Source organism: Streptomyces sp. L-9-10 (genome assembly GCF_004151105.1).
Taxonomy (GTDB): Bacteria; Actinomycetota; Actinomycetes; order Streptomycetales; family Streptomycetaceae; genus Streptomyces.
In genome coordinates this window covers 53,779-69,506 of the sequence record NZ_PHRF01000026.1, presented here as the reverse complement: position 1 = coordinate 69,506, position 15,728 = coordinate 53,779, and the positions used below count along the sequence as shown (strand labels likewise).

At 69.2% G+C, this 15,728-nt stretch carries 15 protein-coding genes; 10 read left to right on the top strand and 5 right to left on the bottom strand.

Annotation, left to right across the window (positions count from 1 at the left end; genetic code table 11):
- The first annotated feature begins 25 nt into the window (after nt 1-25).
- Both CU044_RS05580 and CU044_RS05575 read left to right on the top strand, forming a co-directional pair.
- Nucleotides 26-919: a LysR family transcriptional regulator gene (locus tag CU044_RS05580; protein ID WP_129767320.1), complete on the top strand. Its 894-nt coding sequence runs from the start codon at nt 26-28 to the stop codon at nt 917-919.
- Nucleotides 920-971: 52 nt separating this feature from the next.
- The gene (locus CU044_RS05575) at nt 972-1,451 is read left to right on the top strand and encodes an NUDIX hydrolase (RefSeq protein WP_129767319.1); all 480 of its coding nucleotides are present in this window, start codon (nt 972-974) and stop codon (nt 1,449-1,451) included.
- 64 nt (nt 1,452-1,515) lie between these two features.
- Here CU044_RS05575 and CU044_RS05570 read toward each other — a convergent pair whose 3' ends face one another.
- Together CU044_RS05570 and CU044_RS05565 are read right to left on the bottom strand one after the other, a co-directional pair.
- Nucleotides 1,516-3,270: a globin domain-containing protein gene (locus CU044_RS05570; protein WP_129767318.1), complete on the bottom strand. Its 1,755-nt coding sequence runs from the start codon at nt 3,268-3,270 to the stop codon at nt 1,516-1,518.
- A 340-nt stretch (nt 3,271-3,610) separates the two neighbouring features.
- The gene (locus tag CU044_RS05565) at nt 3,611-4,249 is read right to left on the bottom strand and encodes an HAD-IB family phosphatase (protein WP_129767317.1); all 639 of its coding nucleotides are present in this window, start codon (nt 4,247-4,249) and stop codon (nt 3,611-3,613) included.
- A gap of 77 nt (nt 4,250-4,326) precedes the next feature.
- Here CU044_RS05565 and CU044_RS05560 point away from each other — a divergent pair, with 77 nt between their 5' ends.
- From CU044_RS05560 to CU044_RS05550, 3 genes are all read left to right on the top strand, one after another.
- Complete coding sequence (locus CU044_RS05560) at nt 4,327-4,869, top strand: DUF2269 domain-containing protein (RefSeq protein ID WP_129767316.1); 543 nt, start codon at nt 4,327-4,329, stop codon at nt 4,867-4,869.
- Between the two features lie 5 nt (nt 4,870-4,874).
- Nucleotides 4,875-5,741 carry a GNAT family N-acetyltransferase gene (locus CU044_RS05555; RefSeq protein ID WP_129767315.1) on the top strand — a complete coding sequence of 289 codons (867 nt, stop codon included), beginning with the start codon at nt 4,875-4,877 and terminating at the stop codon, nt 5,739-5,741.
- A gap of 127 nt (nt 5,742-5,868) precedes the next feature.
- A complete protein-coding gene (locus CU044_RS05550; RefSeq protein WP_129767314.1) occupies nt 5,869-6,321 on the top strand; it encodes a GNAT family N-acetyltransferase in 453 nt (150 codons plus the stop codon).
- A 134-nt stretch (nt 6,322-6,455) separates the two neighbouring features.
- On the opposite strand, the gene CU044_RS05545 is transcribed toward CU044_RS05550, so the two are convergent.
- Nucleotides 6,456-7,847, bottom strand: a complete 1,392-nt coding sequence (locus CU044_RS05545; protein WP_129767313.1) for a serine hydrolase domain-containing protein — start codon at nt 7,845-7,847, stop codon at nt 6,456-6,458.
- 95 nt (nt 7,848-7,942) lie between these two features.
- Here CU044_RS05545 and CU044_RS05540 point away from each other — a divergent pair, with 95 nt between their 5' ends.
- From CU044_RS05540 to CU044_RS05525, 4 genes are all read left to right on the top strand, one after another.
- Nucleotides 7,943-8,317, top strand: coding sequence for a VOC family protein (locus CU044_RS05540; protein WP_129767312.1), 375 nt, complete (start codon nt 7,943-7,945; stop codon nt 8,315-8,317).
- 37 nt (nt 8,318-8,354) lie between these two features.
- The gene (locus CU044_RS05535; RefSeq protein ID WP_129767311.1) at nt 8,355-9,320 is read left to right on the top strand and encodes an aldo/keto reductase; all 966 of its coding nucleotides are present in this window, start codon (nt 8,355-8,357) and stop codon (nt 9,318-9,320) included.
- Nucleotides 9,321-9,551: 231 nt separating this feature from the next.
- Nucleotides 9,552-10,268, top strand: coding sequence for a MerR family transcriptional regulator (locus CU044_RS05530; protein WP_129767310.1), 717 nt, complete (start codon nt 9,552-9,554; stop codon nt 10,266-10,268).
- A gap of 130 nt (nt 10,269-10,398) precedes the next feature.
- The gene (locus CU044_RS05525; protein ID WP_129767309.1) at nt 10,399-11,913 is read left to right on the top strand and encodes an alpha/beta hydrolase; all 1,515 of its coding nucleotides are present in this window, start codon (nt 10,399-10,401) and stop codon (nt 11,911-11,913) included.
- Here the strand turns inward: CU044_RS05525 and dnaB are convergent.
- Nucleotides 11,880-13,358: a replicative DNA helicase gene (gene dnaB / locus CU044_RS05520; protein WP_129767308.1), complete on the bottom strand. Its 1,479-nt coding sequence runs from the start codon at nt 13,356-13,358 to the stop codon at nt 11,880-11,882. The genes CU044_RS05525 and dnaB overlap by 34 nt on opposite strands.
- Before the next feature lie 422 nt (nt 13,359-13,780).
- Between dnaB and CU044_RS05515 the strand changes: the two genes are divergently transcribed.
- Complete coding sequence (locus tag CU044_RS05515; RefSeq protein ID WP_129767307.1) at nt 13,781-15,118, top strand: MATE family efflux transporter; 1,338 nt, start codon at nt 13,781-13,783, stop codon at nt 15,116-15,118.
- A 149-nt stretch (nt 15,119-15,267) separates the two neighbouring features.
- Here the strand turns inward: CU044_RS05515 and rplI are convergent, their stop codons facing one another.
- Nucleotides 15,268-15,714: a 50S ribosomal protein L9 gene (gene rplI / locus CU044_RS05510; protein ID WP_030354350.1), complete on the bottom strand. Its 447-nt coding sequence runs from the start codon at nt 15,712-15,714 to the stop codon at nt 15,268-15,270.
- Between the last annotated feature and the right edge of the window lie 14 nt (nt 15,715-15,728).

Below are 15,728 nucleotides of genomic sequence, written 5' to 3'. Positions count from 1 at the left end.
AGGCTCGAGACGGGAGAGCGGGAACATGGACCTGGCCCTGCTGCGCACCTTCGTCACCGTGCACCGCGCAGGCTCCTTCACCCGCGCCGCAGCCCTGCTCGGCCTCTCCCAGCCTGCGGTGACCGGCCAGATCAGAACCCTGGAACGACAGCTCGGCCGGCCGCTCTTCCTGCGCCAGGCGCGCGGCGTCACCCCCACCACCATCGGCGACGAACTCGCCCAGCGCGCCGCGCCCCATCTCGACGCGCTCGTCGAGATCGCCGAGACGGGACTAGACGAGGAATCCGGCGTACGGACACTCCACCTGGCCGGACCACCGGAGTTCACCTCCCTGCGCGCCCTGCCCGCGCTCACCCCGCTCACCACCCAGGGCCTCGCCCTGCGCACCTCGTTCTTCGGCAACCCCGAAGAGGCCCTGGAAGGGCTGGCCGCCGGACACCACGATCTGGCCATCACCACCACCCGGCCGCGCGGCGGACTGCTCACCTCGACCCCGCTCTGCGACGAGGAGCACGTACTGATCGCCGCACCCCGCTGGGCCGCCAGGCTGGGCCACGACGTGCTGCGCGAGGGCCAGGTGGTGCTGGAACAGCTGCCCGTGGTGGAAGTGCACGAGTCCCTCCCGCTCGTCTCCCGCTACTGGGCGAGCGTCTTCGAGTCCCAGCCGGCCGCCGCCGGAACCGTGATCGCCCCCGACCTGCGGGCCGTCCTCGAATGCACGGCGGCGGGCGCCGGGCTTGCCGTACTGCCCCGCTACCTCTGCGAAGGAGCGCTGGAGCGCGGAGAGGTGGTCGCGCTGCTCGATCCGCCCGTACCCCCGCTGCGCACCTACTTCCTGGTCGTACGCACCGGCACCCTCACCCTGCCCCCCGTCGCACGGGCGCACGAGTGGCTGCTGCGTGCAGCGGAGGAGTGGTAAGGGAAGAACCGGCGGGAGTTTCAGAAGGGGAATCCCGGGCGAACCTCTTCCCATGACCGAAAGGCCCGTGGTCAAGCGCACCGCACGCGCCGTCCTGCTCGACGGCGACGACCTGATCCTGATCAAACGCACCAAGCCGGGAGTCGATCCCTACTGGCTCACCCCCGGCGGCGGAGTGGAGCCGACGGACGCCACCGTCGTCGACGCACTCCACCGCGAAGTCCACGAAGAGCTCGGCGCCAAGGTCATGGATGTGGTGCCCTGCTTCGTCGACACCGTGGAACACATCGCCGATGGCGGCGTGACCGGCGTCAAAGTGCAGCACTTCTTCGTCTGCCGCCTCGCGTCGATGGACCCCTCGCAGCGGCACGGCCCCGAGATCGAGGAGCCCCACGGCGAGTACGAGATCGTCCGGGTGCCCTTCAGCCGCGTCGGGATCGCCGCCGTCCACCTCGTACCGCTGTCACTGCGGCACTACCTGGACGGCAATATCGAGGGCGTACGCGCGATGCACGCCCCCGACCTGGGCTGAGACCACCGGCCGGTCCCGGCGGCGCCGGGTTCTGAGCCCCAGGCCCTGTCCGGCGGGACAGGGCCTAGCCGATCGCCGCCACCAGCTCTTCGAGGGAGTCGTGACGGATACGCTCCAGCGGGATCCCGGATCCCTTGAGCGCGTCGAGGCTGCTGCGGATCATCCCGGGCGGCCCCGACAGATACGCGTCGTACTCGTGCCAGGGACCGTAGTCGCGCACCGCCTCCGGAAGCCGCCCCGTAAGCCCCTGGCTGGGCCCCTCGGCGACCACCGGACGCACCGCCAGCCACGGATGCACGCTCTGGAGCCGCAGCATCGTCTCGATGTCGTACAGATCCTCGTCATGGCGCGCACCGTAGAAGACCTCGACCGGGCGCCGGTGCCCGTGCTCGGCGACATCCTCGACGAGTGCCTTGATCGGCGCTATGCCCGTACCGCCGCCCAGGCAGAGCAGACCGTTGTCCGTGCTGTGGTCGACCGTCATCGAACCGGCCGGCGGGCCGAGACGCAGAACGTCCCCGGGACGGGCGTGATGGACCAGCGCGTTGGAGACCCAGCCCGCCGGAACCGCCTTCACGTGGAAGGACAGCAGACCGTCCGGGCGGGGCGCGGAAGCGAACGAGTAGTGCCGCCAGACCCGCGGCCACCACGGCGTCTCCAGGCTGGTGTACTGCCCCGCCACAAACGGATACGGCTGGTCGGGGCGGACCGTGACGACAGCGATGTCGGACGTGCGCAGATCGTGCGAGACCACCTCGGCCTGCCACCACGCCGGCGCGTGCCGCTCGTTCTCCGCCGCCGCGTCGATCATGATCTGCGAGATCGTGGTGTACGTCCTGACCCAGGCGCCCTCGGTCTCGTCGTCCCAACTGGCCGAGGCATAACGGGACAGCGCGCCCAGAAGCGCCTCGCCGACGGCGGGATAGTGCGCGGCCTGCGTGCCGTACTTGCGGTGTCCCCGGCCCAGCTGCCGGAGATAGCCCGTCAGCACGTCCGGGGAGTCCATGTGCTCGGCGGCGGTCAGCAGCGCCTTGAGGAGCCGGTCGCGCTGGGCGTCCATGGCGACGGGAAACAGCGCGCGCAGATCCGGGTGACGGACGAAGAGCAGCGAATAGAAGTACGAGGTGACCTGGTCGGCGACCGGAGCGATCTCGGCCAGCGTACGACGGACCAGGACCGCGTCCGGAGAAGCGTTCGGGTCGTCCGCGGGAGCGGAGGGCGCGGCCGGGGCCGCGGTGGACGGTTGCGGCGCCGGAACCTCGGGAGGCAGTGCGGCCGACACGGGTGCGGGCGAGGCCGGTGCACCCGGCTCCACCGCTCCTGGCCGCGCTTCTCCTGGCATGGCCGCGGAGGCCGGTTCAGCGCCGCTCTCGGCCGCCGCGACGGGATCAGCGGCGGCTACGGCGGAGTCCGCGGCGACCGTGGCGGGATCGACAGGATCCTCGTGGACCGGCGGATGAGGAGCCGGTCCGTCCCCGCCGCGCACCCCCTTGCCGCGCGGCCGGAAGGCCTCGGGAACATCATCCACGGGCCCCGGCTGCCGCCCGGCCGCCGTATCCGTCCGTGCCTCATGTCCCGCGGCGCCCTCGCGCGAAGGCGGAGCGGAACGAGCCGCCCCGGAGCCCACTGGGCGTATGGAGGCAAGTGAGCGACTCGGGACGGGTATTCGCTCCCGGCCCGCTGCCTCCTCCGCGCCGCCCGTGGTCCCGGAGTCCGGCCGGCCCTCGCTCTTCGGGGCCCGACGGGGCGCGAACCAACCGCCTCCTCCGCCGTCTCCAGAAGTGCCGTTGTCGGCCGACGTGGTGGTCGGAGCGTCCATGGTGTGCCTCGCCTCGAACATCTTTCGGTCGGTCTGCGCACTTCCGCTGGCCCGGAATACGCTAGCAATTCCCCGCTCTGACTAGGACTGTTGACACCTCACGTTAGCCTCCGCCGAAGCCCCAATTCGGGCACAAGGTGAAGGAGTGCGACATTGTCCGCAACGCCTGCACACGCAGCATGACAGGCGAACTCGCCACAGGGGACAAAGAGCGCGAAGTCCGGGCATCCACACCGGATTTACCGTTAGGCTGCATCGCTCCTGTGCTCATTCGCCGGATTCCGGCCGCGTTTCCCGCGGCACCTCCGGGTCAGAGTATTACTGCCGCCGCCGTACCGGTTCACTGGAGGCGGACCAGTTCATAGACCTCACGCAGATCACCCCCCGTGTACGTGTGTGTGGCAAGCCCCGACAGATGGTGATCCGCATTCACCGCCACCGCCCGGGGCACCGCGGCGAAGATCTCCGCGTCCGACATCGAATCACCGTAGGCGACACAGTCGTCCAGGCTCACCCCGAACTCTGCACAGAGCCGGTTCGCGATCTTCACCTTGGCGGCGGGGTTCAAAATGCCCGCCCGGTCGACCGGCTCGGTGAAAGGCAGCACCGGCCAGCGGGAACCATGCGCGGCATGCGCACCCCACTCCAGCAGCCGCGCGACAAAGAAGTCGGGCGACAAGGAGATAACAGCGCAGTAATCCCCCCGCTTCCGGATATCCGCCCAGACCTCGCGGATACCCAGCAGCCAAGGCGCACCCTCGAAAGCCGCCGCCACCTGCACCGTAGTGAGTTCCGCCCACAGCTCCCGGGCCCGCACCGCGAACTCGTCCGGCGCCAGCCCGAGCGACAGGAACTCACGCTCCAGCTCAGCGATTTCGTCCCCCAGTCCCAGCTGCCGCGAAATCTCCACGGCCGCCGCCGAACCACGGATCAGCGTTCCATCGAGGTCGAAGAGATGAAGTCTGCGTTCGCTCGCCATGTACGCCGAGGTTAGTACGCCGGGTTACTCCCGCGGGCAGACGCCCCACACCCCCGCCGCCAGGCACCGTGTTTCACGTGAAACAACTCAAGCGGCCCGCGCGCCGGACCCTTCTCGTCACGCATGTCGCCACATCCGTGAGCTGGCTGGGACTCACCCTCGGCCTCCTCACCCTCGGCATCACCGCCTTCTTCACCGACGACGCGGCCACCACACAGGCCGCCTATCGCGCCATGAAGATCTTCGCCGACTGGCTGATCATCCCCATCGCCCTGCTCGCCCTCCTCAGCGGAGTCCTGCTCTCACTCGGAACCCCCTGGGGTCTGGCCCGACACCGCTGGGTGTGGACCAAGTTCTGGCTCACCCTGATCACCCTCGCGGCAACCGTCTTCGCCCTGCGGCCGGGCATCACCGACGCCGCGGCCGCAGGACTCCCCGACAGCAGCCTCGTCGCCGCACCCACCGTGGCGAGCTGCGCCTATCTCTTCATGACAGCGATCTCCGTCCTCAAGCCCTGGGGACTCACACGGCGCGGAAGGCGTCTGCAGCGCATGGCTCCAGCCCGTCGGATCACTTCTCGTAAAGCGGTGGACGAACGATCATCGGCTCCGACAGCCTGATCCTTATGCCGACACCGCTCTCCGCACAGCCGATCCGCCGCCTGACCATGAGCGACCTCCAGTCCTGCGCAGACCTCGCCGAGGACCGCGACTGGGCACGCGAGGAGCACAAATGGGGCCTGCTGCTCGCGGCGAGCACCGCATACGGCATCGACGACCCGACAGGCGACGGACTGGCCGCCGTCTGCGTCGTCACCTCGTACGGCCCCACGGACCGTCCGGAACTCGCGGCCATCGGCATGATGCTCGTCGCCGGACGGCACGCCCGCCAAGGGCTCGGGCGGCGGCTCATGAACCACGCACTGCACGAGGCCGGGGACACCCCGCTCACGCTCTACGCCACTCCGCTCGGACGCCCGCTCTACGAAAAGCTCGGGTTCACCGACATCGGCGAGGTCGAGACGCTCCTCGGACACCTCCGGTCACCGGAACACCCACCACGGGTCGCCACCCGCCCCGCGGCCGCCGGTGACCTGCCGGCCCTCGTACGCCTGGACACCGAAGTCTTCGGAGCAGACCGCACCCACCTCATCGCGCGGCTCCCCGCCTTCGCCGACCGGCTCAGAGTCGCGGAAGAAGGCTCCACCCTCATCGGCTACGCGGCGGTCTGGCCCACACCGGCCGCCGATGTCATCGGCCCACTGATCGCCCGGGACACCGAGACCGCGAAAGCGCTGATCTCCTCACTGGCCGACGGCTCGGAGCGACCCGTACGTACCGTCATCGACCTGCGCCACAAGGAACTCCTGAACTGGCTCAAGGACCATGATCTGAAGCCGGTCACCCTCACCACACTCATGACGTACGGCGGCCGGGACCTGCCCGGCGACCGGTCCCGGCGGTTCGCACCGCTCAACATGGCCACCGGCTGAGCCTGCCCGGCCGGCCGGACCGCCCGGAAGCCGCACGGCGCCGCGGTGCAGGCCACCGGAAGCCCCGAGACCGGCCACAAGCATCCGTCCGGGCCCTGCCGCCGACCTCAGGCGTACGCTGCGGATCATGAGCGATCTGAACATACGGCCCGCCACCGCCGACGACATCCCCGCCATCGTGGCGATGCTCGCGGACGACCCGCTGGGCGCCCAGCGCGAGTCCCTCGACGACCTCACCCCGTACGCCGAGGCCTACGAACGACTCGCCCGCGACCCGAACCAGCACGTGGTGGTGGCAGAACGCGACGGCCGGGTCATCGGCACGCTCCAGCTCACGATCATCCCTGGTCTCTCCCGGCGCGGCGCCACCCGCTCCATCATCGAAGCCGTACGCGTCCACGCCGACGAGCGCGGCAGCGGACTCGGCACCCGCTTCATCGAGTGGGCGGTCGACGAATCCCGCCGCCGGGGCTGCCAGCTGGTCCAGCTGACCTCCGACGCCAGCCGCACCGACGCCCACCGCTTCTACGAGCGGCTCGGCTTCACCGCCTCACACGTCGGTTTCAAGATGAGCATCTGAGACCGCACCCGCGCGTAGTCCACCTCCACGTACGGAGCCGAAGCCGCGATCCGAGCGTGCGGCTTCGGAGCCTGCACGCGCTCTACCGCCGACTGACCGGCATGCCCGGTTTCACGTGAAACATCATGGTCGGCCTACTCCCCGAGATCCCCGAGGCCGCGCCAGCCCTTCGCGTCCACACCCCCGGGCACCGCGTCGTCCGGCGCGTACGGCTCACGCGTGAAGACGAACGACCCGAGGTCGAGATGACTCACCGAGCCGTCAGGGCGCCGCACCACCCGCAGGGTCTCCCCCGCGTAGTAGCCATCGAGCCCTCTCCAGTCGCCGTCCGGCCGCACCACGAAGCGGGAACCACGTCCGCCGCCCCGTAGCGGGTTCAGCTCCAGGCCCCGGTCCGAGGACCACTTCAGCCCGAAGGGCTGCGTGCCCCAGTACCACGGCCCGGTGAGAGCCAGCAGCTCCGGATCGGCCTCGGGCAGCGGACGCCACGGTTCGGGGATGCGGGGCTCCGCGTCCGCCACAATGCCGATGAGATCGGCCGCGACCGCCCCGGCATACGGCCCCGAGGTGGCATTGGCCAGCACCACCGCGGCCTCGTCGTCCTCCACGCTGACCCACAGGCCGGCGACAAAGCCGGGCAGCGAACCCGTATGCCCCACGAGCGTCCGGTCCTCCCACCAGACAAGCTGCGTCCCGAGCCCGTAGCCGCCGTTCCGCTCCCCGGCCGCGGGCGGGACGGCCGGAGTCCGCAGCTCCCGCACGGACTCCGCGCTCAGGACCCTCTCGTCCCCCTCCGAAAGGAAGACCGCGAAGCGACAGAGATCGGCGGCCGTCGACCAGAGCTGACCGGCAGGGGCCATCAGCCCCAGGTCCTCCACCGGCTCCGGCAGCATCACATCGGCCCAGGGATGCACAGCCCAGCCACCCGCGTGCGGAGCCACCGGCTGAGCGGACGTACGGCCCATGGACAACGGCTCAAGGACCTCACGCCGCAGCGCCTCCTCCCAAGACATCCCCCGCACGGCCTCCACCAGTGAACCGAGCAGCGTGAAGCCCGGATTCGAGTAGTGGTGGCGCCGCCCCGCAGGGTGCAGTACGGGCCGCTCGCCGAGGACGTCCGCGAGCTCCGGGCGGAGCGAACCCGGTGTCCGCTCCCACCAGGGCGCCGGGGCCTCCGCGCTCAACCCCGCGCTATGCCCCAGGAGCTGAGCGATCGTGACCTCGCCCACCCCAGTGCCCGGAAGGTGCTTCTCCAGCGGGTCATTCAGATCAAGCAGCCCCTCATCACGCAGCCGCAGCACCAGCACGGCGGTGAACGTCTTGGTGATCGACCCGATCCGGTACTGCGTATCCGCGTCCGGAGCATGCCCCTCCATGCAACTACGGGCCCCCGTCCACACCATCCGCCCCTCCCGCGCCACCGCACCGACCAGTGACGGAGCGCGGCCCTCGGCCTGAGCTCGGGCGATGCGATGCGACAGAGCTCGACGTGTACTGGGCAACAGCTCTTCAGGAGATGAGGTCATGCTCCACATCTACCGGCGACAACCCGCCCGGTCGACCTCTTTTCGCACCACGGAATCACCTGGACAGAAACGGCCGGAATAATCAGAGTGACCGCATGACATCCCTGGTACGCCACATCACCATCGACTGCGGCGACACGTACACCCTGGGCAACTTCTGGGGCAAGGTCCTCGGCGCCTCCCTGGCGGACGACGACCAGCCCGGCGACTCGGAGGCACTGCTCGTGTCAGAGGGCGGCACGCTGCTGTTCATCCAGGTACCCGAGGGCAAGTCCGCCAAGAACAGGGTCCACCTGGATCTCCAGCCCCAGGACCGCACCCGCGACGAAGAGGTGGACCGCCTCCTCGCCCTCGGCGCCACCCTCGTGGACGACCACCGCCGCCCCGACGGCACGGGCTGGGTCACCCTCGCGGACCCGGAGGGCAACGAATTCTGCGTGGAACGCAGCGCCGCGGAACGAGCGGCCTGATTCACCATCCTGACCAATCATGATGTGGAGGAGCACTGTGCGCTATCGCGAGCTGGGACGCAGTGGACTGTCGGTGTCCGAGATCGGCTACGGAGCCTGGGGCATCGGCGAGTCCGGCTGGGTGGGCGCCACGGAGGACGAATCCGTACGCGCGCTGCACCGCGCCATCGACCAGGGCGTGAACTTCATCGACACCGCACGCGGTTACGGCGAGAGCGAGCGGATCGTGGGCCAGGTGGTCCGCGAGCGGGCCGGTGACCAGGTGTACGTGGCGACCAAAGTGCCCCCGAAGAACCGCGTCTGGCCGGCCCCCGACGGGCTGGACCCCGCGGAGACCTTCCCCGGCGCGCATATCCGCGACAGCCTGGAGACCAGCCTGCGCGTCAGCGGCCTGGACCACTTCGACGTACTGCAGTTCCACGTCTGGAGCGACGAATGGGCCGGCCGCGGCGACTGGCTGGAGACCATCGCCGAGCTGAAGCAGCAAGGGAAGATCCGCCTGTTCGGCGTATCCATCAACGACCACCAGCCCGACAACGCCCTCGCCCTTGTCCGCAGCGGCGTGGTGGACACCGTGCAGGTCATCTACAACATCTTCGACCAGGCCCCGGCCGACACCCTGCTTCCCGCCTGCCAGGAAAACGGAGTCGGCGTGATCGTCCGGGTGGCCCTCGACGAAGGAGGCCTGACGGGACGCATCACAGCCGGAACCACCTTCCTCGACGGCGACTTCCGCGGCCGCTACTTCCGCGACGACCGTCCCGCCCAGGTCGAGCAGCACGTCAACGCGATCACCACCGAGCTGGGCATCGCCCCCGACGAGATCGCGGAAACCGCACTGCGGTACGTCCTCAGCGCACCGGCCGTCTCCACCGTCATCCCCGGCATGCGCACCGTACGGAACGTTGAGCGCAACACCGCCGTGAGCGACGGACGCCTGCTCACCGACGACCAGCTCACCCTGCTCGCCAAGCACCGCTGGCAGCGCAACTTCTACGCCTGACCCAGGGCCGTCGGCCCCGGAGTCGCCTGCCCCCGTCCGAACGGCTGCCCCGGTGGGGACGCGAAACGCGCCCCCGCCGGGGACATCGGACACCCGGTCCAGAGACACGCGGTCCAGCTCCGCCCTTCCGTCGAAGAGACTCGATCTTCTTGACCCGGCCGTAACGGCATAGTTTCCAATGGGTCCGTCGGCGCGTCCGCGTCGTGCGAAACCTGGGTCCGGGGGGACGTCGTGGGATGGAGTACCCGTCAGCTCGCCGAGCTCGCCGGCACGACGTTGCGCGCGATCCGGCACTACCACGAGGTCGGCCTGCTCGCCGAGCCCGAGCGCCGCGCCAACGGCTACAAGAACTACGGCGTGGCCCACCTCGTCCGCGTGTCCCGGATCAAGCGCCTGACCGAGCTCGGGCTCTCACTGAAGCAGATCGCCGAGCTGGGCGATGCCGACGAACACCCCGAGGACGCGCTGCGCGTACTGGACGCCGAGCTGGACGCGACCATCGAACGGCTGAGACGGATGCGCGTCGAGCTGGCCCAGCTCCTGCGCCAGGCCGCGCCGACCGACCTCCCGCCCCGACTGGGCAGAGCCGTCGCCGACGCGGACGTCTCGGCGACCGAGCGTTCGCTGGCCGTCGTACTGGCCCAGGTGCTCGGCCGGTCAGCGCTCGACACCTACGCGGACACCCTGCGGACGTATGAGCCGGACCCCGCCCTCACCGAGTTCGACCACCTACCCGCCGACGCCGACGAGCAGACCCGGCAGGACCTGGCCGAGCGCATGCGCCTGGCACCCGCCGTCCGGAAGATGCTCACGGACTTCCCGAGCTTCCAGGACCTCAGCGCCGACGCACCACGCGGAGAGGACTTCGCCCGGCGCACGCTCGCCGAGGCCGCCCTCGACCTCTACAACCCCGCCCAGATCGACGTCCTGGTCCGTATGAACCGCTAGGGCCTCTCAGGCCGTCGAGGGCCGTCGGGTCCCCGTCCACGCCCCAGAACGACATTCGGGCCATCGCGTTCCTTTACCCACTCGTTCCGTCAGTTCCGGCGCCCCTGTGCGCCGTCCAGGAGGAAGTCAGATGCGCAGAACCTTGTCCCTCGCCCTCGCTGTCGCCGCGGTGGCGGCGGTCGCCATTCCAGGGGTGTCGGCAGCCGCGACGCCGAGCACCGTGCGATGGGGCCCGTGCCCGGCGGATGCCGCCCTGCCCGGTCTGGAGTGCTCGACACTCGACGTCCCTCTGGACTACCGGAACCCGGACGGGCGGAAGATCGAGATCGCGATCTCCCGCGTGGCGAGCAAGAAGCCGGCACAGCGCCGCGGCGTACTGTTCACCAACCCGGGCGGGCCGGGCGGGACAGGGCTCAACTTCCCGGCCCTTGTCGCGGGAGCCGGCCTCCCGCAGAGCGTGCTGGACGCCTATGACGTGATCGGGTTCGACCCGCGCGGCGTCGGCCACAGCACACCGGTGACATGTGATCTGACACCGGAGCAGCAGGCACGGGGCAACTTCCCGCTGTACGCGCACACCGCGGCCGACGTCGCGAAGCAGGCCGAGGACGCGAAGACCATCGCCGGGCAGTGCGCCAAGTCGAAGACGGCGCGGATGCTGCCCTACACGACCACCGCGAACACCGCACGCGACATGGACCGGATACGGGCGGCGCTGGGCGAATCGAAGCTCTCGTACCACGGCGTCTCCTACGGCACCTACCTCGGCGCGGTGTACACGACGCTGTTCCCGGAGCGCGGCGACCGGATCGTACTCGACAGCAACATGGCCCCTGGCGGCTACGACGTCATGGGCATGCGGTTGTTCGGACGCGGCCTCCAGGACCGGTTCCCGGACTTCGCGACCTTCGCCGCCGCCCACCCCGAGTACGGCCTGGGCACCACGCCGGAGCAGGTGACCGCGAAGTACTTCGACCTCGCCGCGCGGCTGGACAAGGCTCCGGTCCAGGAAATCGACGGCACGTTTTTCCGCGGGGTCACGTTCGGCTCCCTCTACACCGACTTCGGCATGAAGGATCTGGCCGAGATCTGGCAGGCGCTCGACACGAACCAGCCCCTGCCCCCCGGCCCTCCCGTGCCGGACCTGGACAACTCCATGTCCAGCCGCTTCCACGTGATCTGCGGTGACTCGCGCTGGCCGACGTCGATCCAGCAGTACCAGCGTGACATCGCGGTCGACCGGGTCCGGTACCCGATGCTGGGTGCGTCAACGGTCAACATCGGGCCGTGCGCGTACTGGCCCGACCCGATCGAGCCGCAGGTGTCCATCGGGGACCAGGGCCCCTCTGACGTCCTCATGGTGCAGAACCTCCGTGACCCGGGGACGCCGCTGGCCGGCGCCCGGAAGCTGCGGCAGGCATTCGGTGACCGGGCCAGGATGGTGACAGCCGACCAGGGCGGCCACGGTGTCTACCCGTTCAGCCGGAACACGTGCGCGACCAACGCGGTGACGACGTTCCTGACCACCGGACAACGCCCCTCGCACGACCTCGCCTGCCCGGCAGAACCCTCCTGGCCGGTGAGAGAGCTGAGCCCCTACGACGGCCCGGCTCAGGTCTGGGCCATGTCCACGAAGCGCGAGTAGTGGCCCTGGAACGCCACCGTGATCGTCGCCGTCGGGCCATTACGGTGCTTGGCCACGATCAGGTCGGCCTCTCCCGCGCGGGGTGACTCCTTCTCGTACGCGTCCTCACGGTGCAGCAGGATCACCATGTCCGCGTCCTGCTCGATCGAACCCGACTCACGCAGGTCGGAGACCATCGGCTTCTTGTCCGTACGCTGCTCCGGACCACGGTTCAGCTGCGACAGCGCGATGACCGGCAACTCCAGCTCCTTGGCCAGCAGCTTCAGGTTTCGCGACATGTCCGAGACCTCCTGCTGACGGCTCTCGGCCCGCTTCGAACCACCCGACTGCATCAGCTGCAGATAGTCGATGATCACCAGCTTCAGCTCGTTCCGCTGCTTCAGCCGTCGGCACTTCGCCCGGATCTCCATCATCGAGAGGTTCGGCGAATCATCGATATAGAGCGGAGCCTGCGAGACATCCGGCATACGACGAGCCAACCGGGTCCAGTCCTCGTCCGTCATCGTGCCCGATCGCATATGGTGCAGCGCCACGCGCGCCTCAGCCGACAGCAGACGCATCGCGATCTCATTGCGCCCCATTTCGAGCGAGAAGATCACACTCGGCAGATTGTTCTTGATCGACGCGGCCCGCGCGAAGTCCAGAGCGAGCGTGGACTTACCCATGGCGGGACGGGCCGCGATGACGATCATCTGGCCGGGATGCAGCCCGTTCGTGAGGGAGTCGAAGTCCGTGAAGCCGGTCGGCACACCGGTCATCTCGCCGCTGCGCGAGCCGATCGCCTCGATCTCGTCGAGCGCGCCCTCCATGATGTCGCCGAGCGGCAGATAGTCCTCGCTGGTCCGCTGCTCGGTGACGGCGTAGATCTCGGCCTGGGCGGAGTTGACGATCTCGTCCACATCGCCGTCGGCCGCGTATCCCATCTGCGTGATCTTCGTGCCGGCCTCGACAAGCCGCCGCAGCACCGCCCGCTCGTGGACGATCTCCGCGTAGTACGAGGCGTTGGCCGCCGTGGGCACCGACTGGACCAGCGTGTGCAGATACGACGGACCGCCGACACGAGTGATCTCACCCCGCTTGGTCAGCTCGGCCGCCACCGTGATCGGGTCGGCCGGCTCCCCCTTCGCGTAGAGGTCGAGGATCGCCTGGAAGACGGTCTCGTGCGCGGGGCGGTAGAAGTCATGCCCCTTGATGATCTCCACCACGTCGGCGATGGCGTCCTTGGACAGCAGCATGCCGCCGAGGACCGACTGCTCGGCATCGAGGTCCTGTGGCGGCACCCGCTCGAACCCGGGAGACCCGCCGTCCCAGGCGCCCCCGTCCCGGCCGCGCTCGTGCTGCTCCTCGCGGCCCCGGCCCTCACCACGGCGCTGCCGGGAGACAGGCAGACGGTCACTGGGACCGGCGTCGGTCCAGGGGTCGTCCAATGGCTCGGGAATGCTCACCGGCCACCTCCTCACGTCCGCTCAGCGGACCTCGCCGTGCCACTCTTTCTACGGCACGACACTGACAAAACGAGAGGCCTGACTCCGGTTCCGGCGCGTCGGACGCCGGTCCACGGTAGGCCCGCGGGCACCGTCAGCCAATCTGGTTATCCACAGGCCATGTGGACGACCGATCAGATGCTGTGGAGAACCCCGGCGAACCTGTGCACGGACCGGGGGACAGCACTGTGGACAAACTCATAGCGACCCCGCCGAACCCACTCTGAGCTGGGGTTTTTCCGTCCACCGGCTGTGGGGGAGAAAAACTTTCCCGACTGGACCAAGATCAGAACAAACGGCACACAGCCGAGCCTTCACCGGGCAGCTCGGTAAGGACCCCCAATGGCTTGCAGCACTTACCTGTGGAAGATTAGATTGAGCGCATGACAAAGGCTCCCGCGATATCCAGCACTGCCCCGCGACGCCACGATCGCGAGATCATCGCCCTCGCCGTTCCCGCCTTCGGCGCCCTCGTCGCCGAGCCGCTCTTCGTGATGGTGGACAGCGCGATCGTCGGCCATCTCGGCACCCCCCAACTCGCCGGACTGGCGATCGCGGCGGCCCTGCTGACAACCGCGGTGAGCATCTTCGTCTTCCTCGCCTACGCCACCACCGCGGCCGTGGCCCGGCGCGTCGGCGCCGGCGATCTCCAGGCCGCCATACGCCAGGGCATGGACGGCATCTGGCTCGCTCTTCTGCTCGGTGCGGCGGTCATCGCCGTCACGCTGCCTGCCGCGCCGTGGCTCGTCGGTCTCTTCGGGGCATCGGACACGGCCGCCCCGTTCGCGGTCACCTATCTGCGGATCTCCAGTCTCGGTATCCCCGCCATGCTGGTCGTGCTGGCCGCCACTGGCGTACTGCGCGGGCTCCAGGACACCCGGACACCGCTGTATGTCGCCATCGGCGGGTTCGGTGCCAACGCGGTGCTCAATGTCGTGCTCGTCTACGGTGCCGGTCTCGGGATCGCCGGTTCCGCCTGGGGGACGGTGCTGGCCCAGTGCGCCATGGCGGCCGTCTATCTGATCGTGGTGGTCCGGGGAGCGCGTCGGCATGGCGCGTCGTTGCGTCCCGATGCGGCGGGGATACGGGCGAGCGCCCAGGCCGGCGTGCCGTTGCTGATTCGTACGCTGTCGCTGCGCGCGGTTCTGATGATCGCCACGGCGGTCGCCGCGCGGCTGGGGGACGCGGATGTCGCGGCCCATCAGATCATTCTGTCGTTGTGGAGCCTGATGGCTTTCGCGCTCGACGCGATCGCCATCGCGGGACAGGCGATCATCGGCCGCTATCTGGGGGCGGGGGACACTCAGGGCGCCCGGGATGTCTGCCGTCGCATGGTGCAGTGGGGGGTAGCGGCGGGCGTGCTGCTCGGCGTTCTGATCGTGGCGGCGCGTCCGCTGTTCATTCCGCTGTTCACCGGTGACCAGGTGGTGCGGGACACGCTGCTGCCTGCTCTGCTGGTGGTGGCCGTCACTCAGCCGATCTCGGGGATCGTCTTCGTGCTGGACGGTGTACTGATGGGCGCCGGGGACGGCCCGTATCTGGCGGGAGCGATGCTGGTGACGCTGGCGGTCTTCGCCCCGGTCGCGCTGCTCGTCCCCGCCTGGGGCGGCGGACTGACGGCCCTGTGGTGGACGATGGGGCTGATGATGGGGGTCCGCATGCTGACCCTCTGGCTGCGTACCCGGTCGGGCCACTGGCTGGTCACGGGCGCCACCCGCTGACGGGAGAGCGCGGTCCATGTTTCACGTGAAACATGGCCAGTCCCGAGCAGGGCCAGGGAAGAAGCAGGGTCAGGAAGAGCGAGAGAGAGGGCCGCACCCCCCGGGGGTGCGGCCCTCTCTTTGCACTGCGTTACTGCTGAGCGCTCTGCTCAGGCGGCGATGACCTCGACGCCGAGCTTCGCGGCGACCTCGGGGTGCAGCCGGACGGACACCTGGTGCGAGCCCAGGGTCTTGATCGGCGAACCGAGCTCGATGCGGCGCTTGTCGACCTCCGGGCCACCGGCGGACTTGATCGCCGAGGCGAGGTCGGCCGGGGTGACGGAGCCGAAGAGGCGGCCGGCGTCGCCGGAGCGAACGGCCAGACGCACCTTCACGCCTTCGAGGCGGGCCTTGATCTCGTTGGCCTGCTCGATGGTGGCGATCTCGTGGATCTTGCGGGCGCGGCGGATCTGCGCCACGTCCTTCTCGCCGCCCTTGGTCCAGCGGATCGCGAAACCGCGCGGGACCAGGTAGTTGCGAGCGTATCCGTCCTTGACGTCGACGACGTCGCCGGCGGCACCGAGGCCTGAGACCTCGTGGGTGAGGATGATCTTCATGATTCGGTCACCCT

Coding starts and splice junctions, on each gene's coding strand:
- CU044_RS05580 (WP_129767320.1), top strand. CDS start 26: ATGGACCTGGCCCTGCTGCGCACCTTCGTCACCGTGCACCGCGCAGGC.
- CU044_RS05575 (WP_129767319.1), top strand. CDS start 972: ATGACCGAAAGGCCCGTGGTCAAGCGCACCGCACGCGCCGTCCTGCTC.
- CU044_RS05570 (WP_129767318.1), bottom strand. CDS start 3,270: ATGGACGCTCCGACCACCACGTCGGCCGACAACGGCACTTCTGGAGAC.
- CU044_RS05565 (WP_129767317.1), bottom strand. CDS start 4,249: ATGGCGAGCGAACGCAGACTTCATCTCTTCGACCTCGATGGAACGCTG.
- CU044_RS05555 (WP_129767315.1), top strand. CDS start 4,875: ATGCCGACACCGCTCTCCGCACAGCCGATCCGCCGCCTGACCATGAGC.
- CU044_RS05550 (WP_129767314.1), top strand. CDS start 5,869: ATGAGCGATCTGAACATACGGCCCGCCACCGCCGACGACATCCCCGCC.
- CU044_RS05545 (WP_129767313.1), bottom strand. CDS start 7,847: ATGACCTCATCTCCTGAAGAGCTGTTGCCCAGTACACGTCGAGCTCTG.
- CU044_RS05540 (WP_129767312.1), top strand. CDS start 7,943: ATGACATCCCTGGTACGCCACATCACCATCGACTGCGGCGACACGTAC.
- CU044_RS05525 (WP_129767309.1), top strand. CDS start 10,399: ATGCGCAGAACCTTGTCCCTCGCCCTCGCTGTCGCCGCGGTGGCGGCG.
- CU044_RS05515 (WP_129767307.1), top strand. CDS start 13,781: ATGACAAAGGCTCCCGCGATATCCAGCACTGCCCCGCGACGCCACGAT.
- rplI (WP_030354350.1), bottom strand. CDS start 15,714: ATGAAGATCATCCTCACCCACGAGGTCTCAGGCCTCGGTGCCGCCGGC.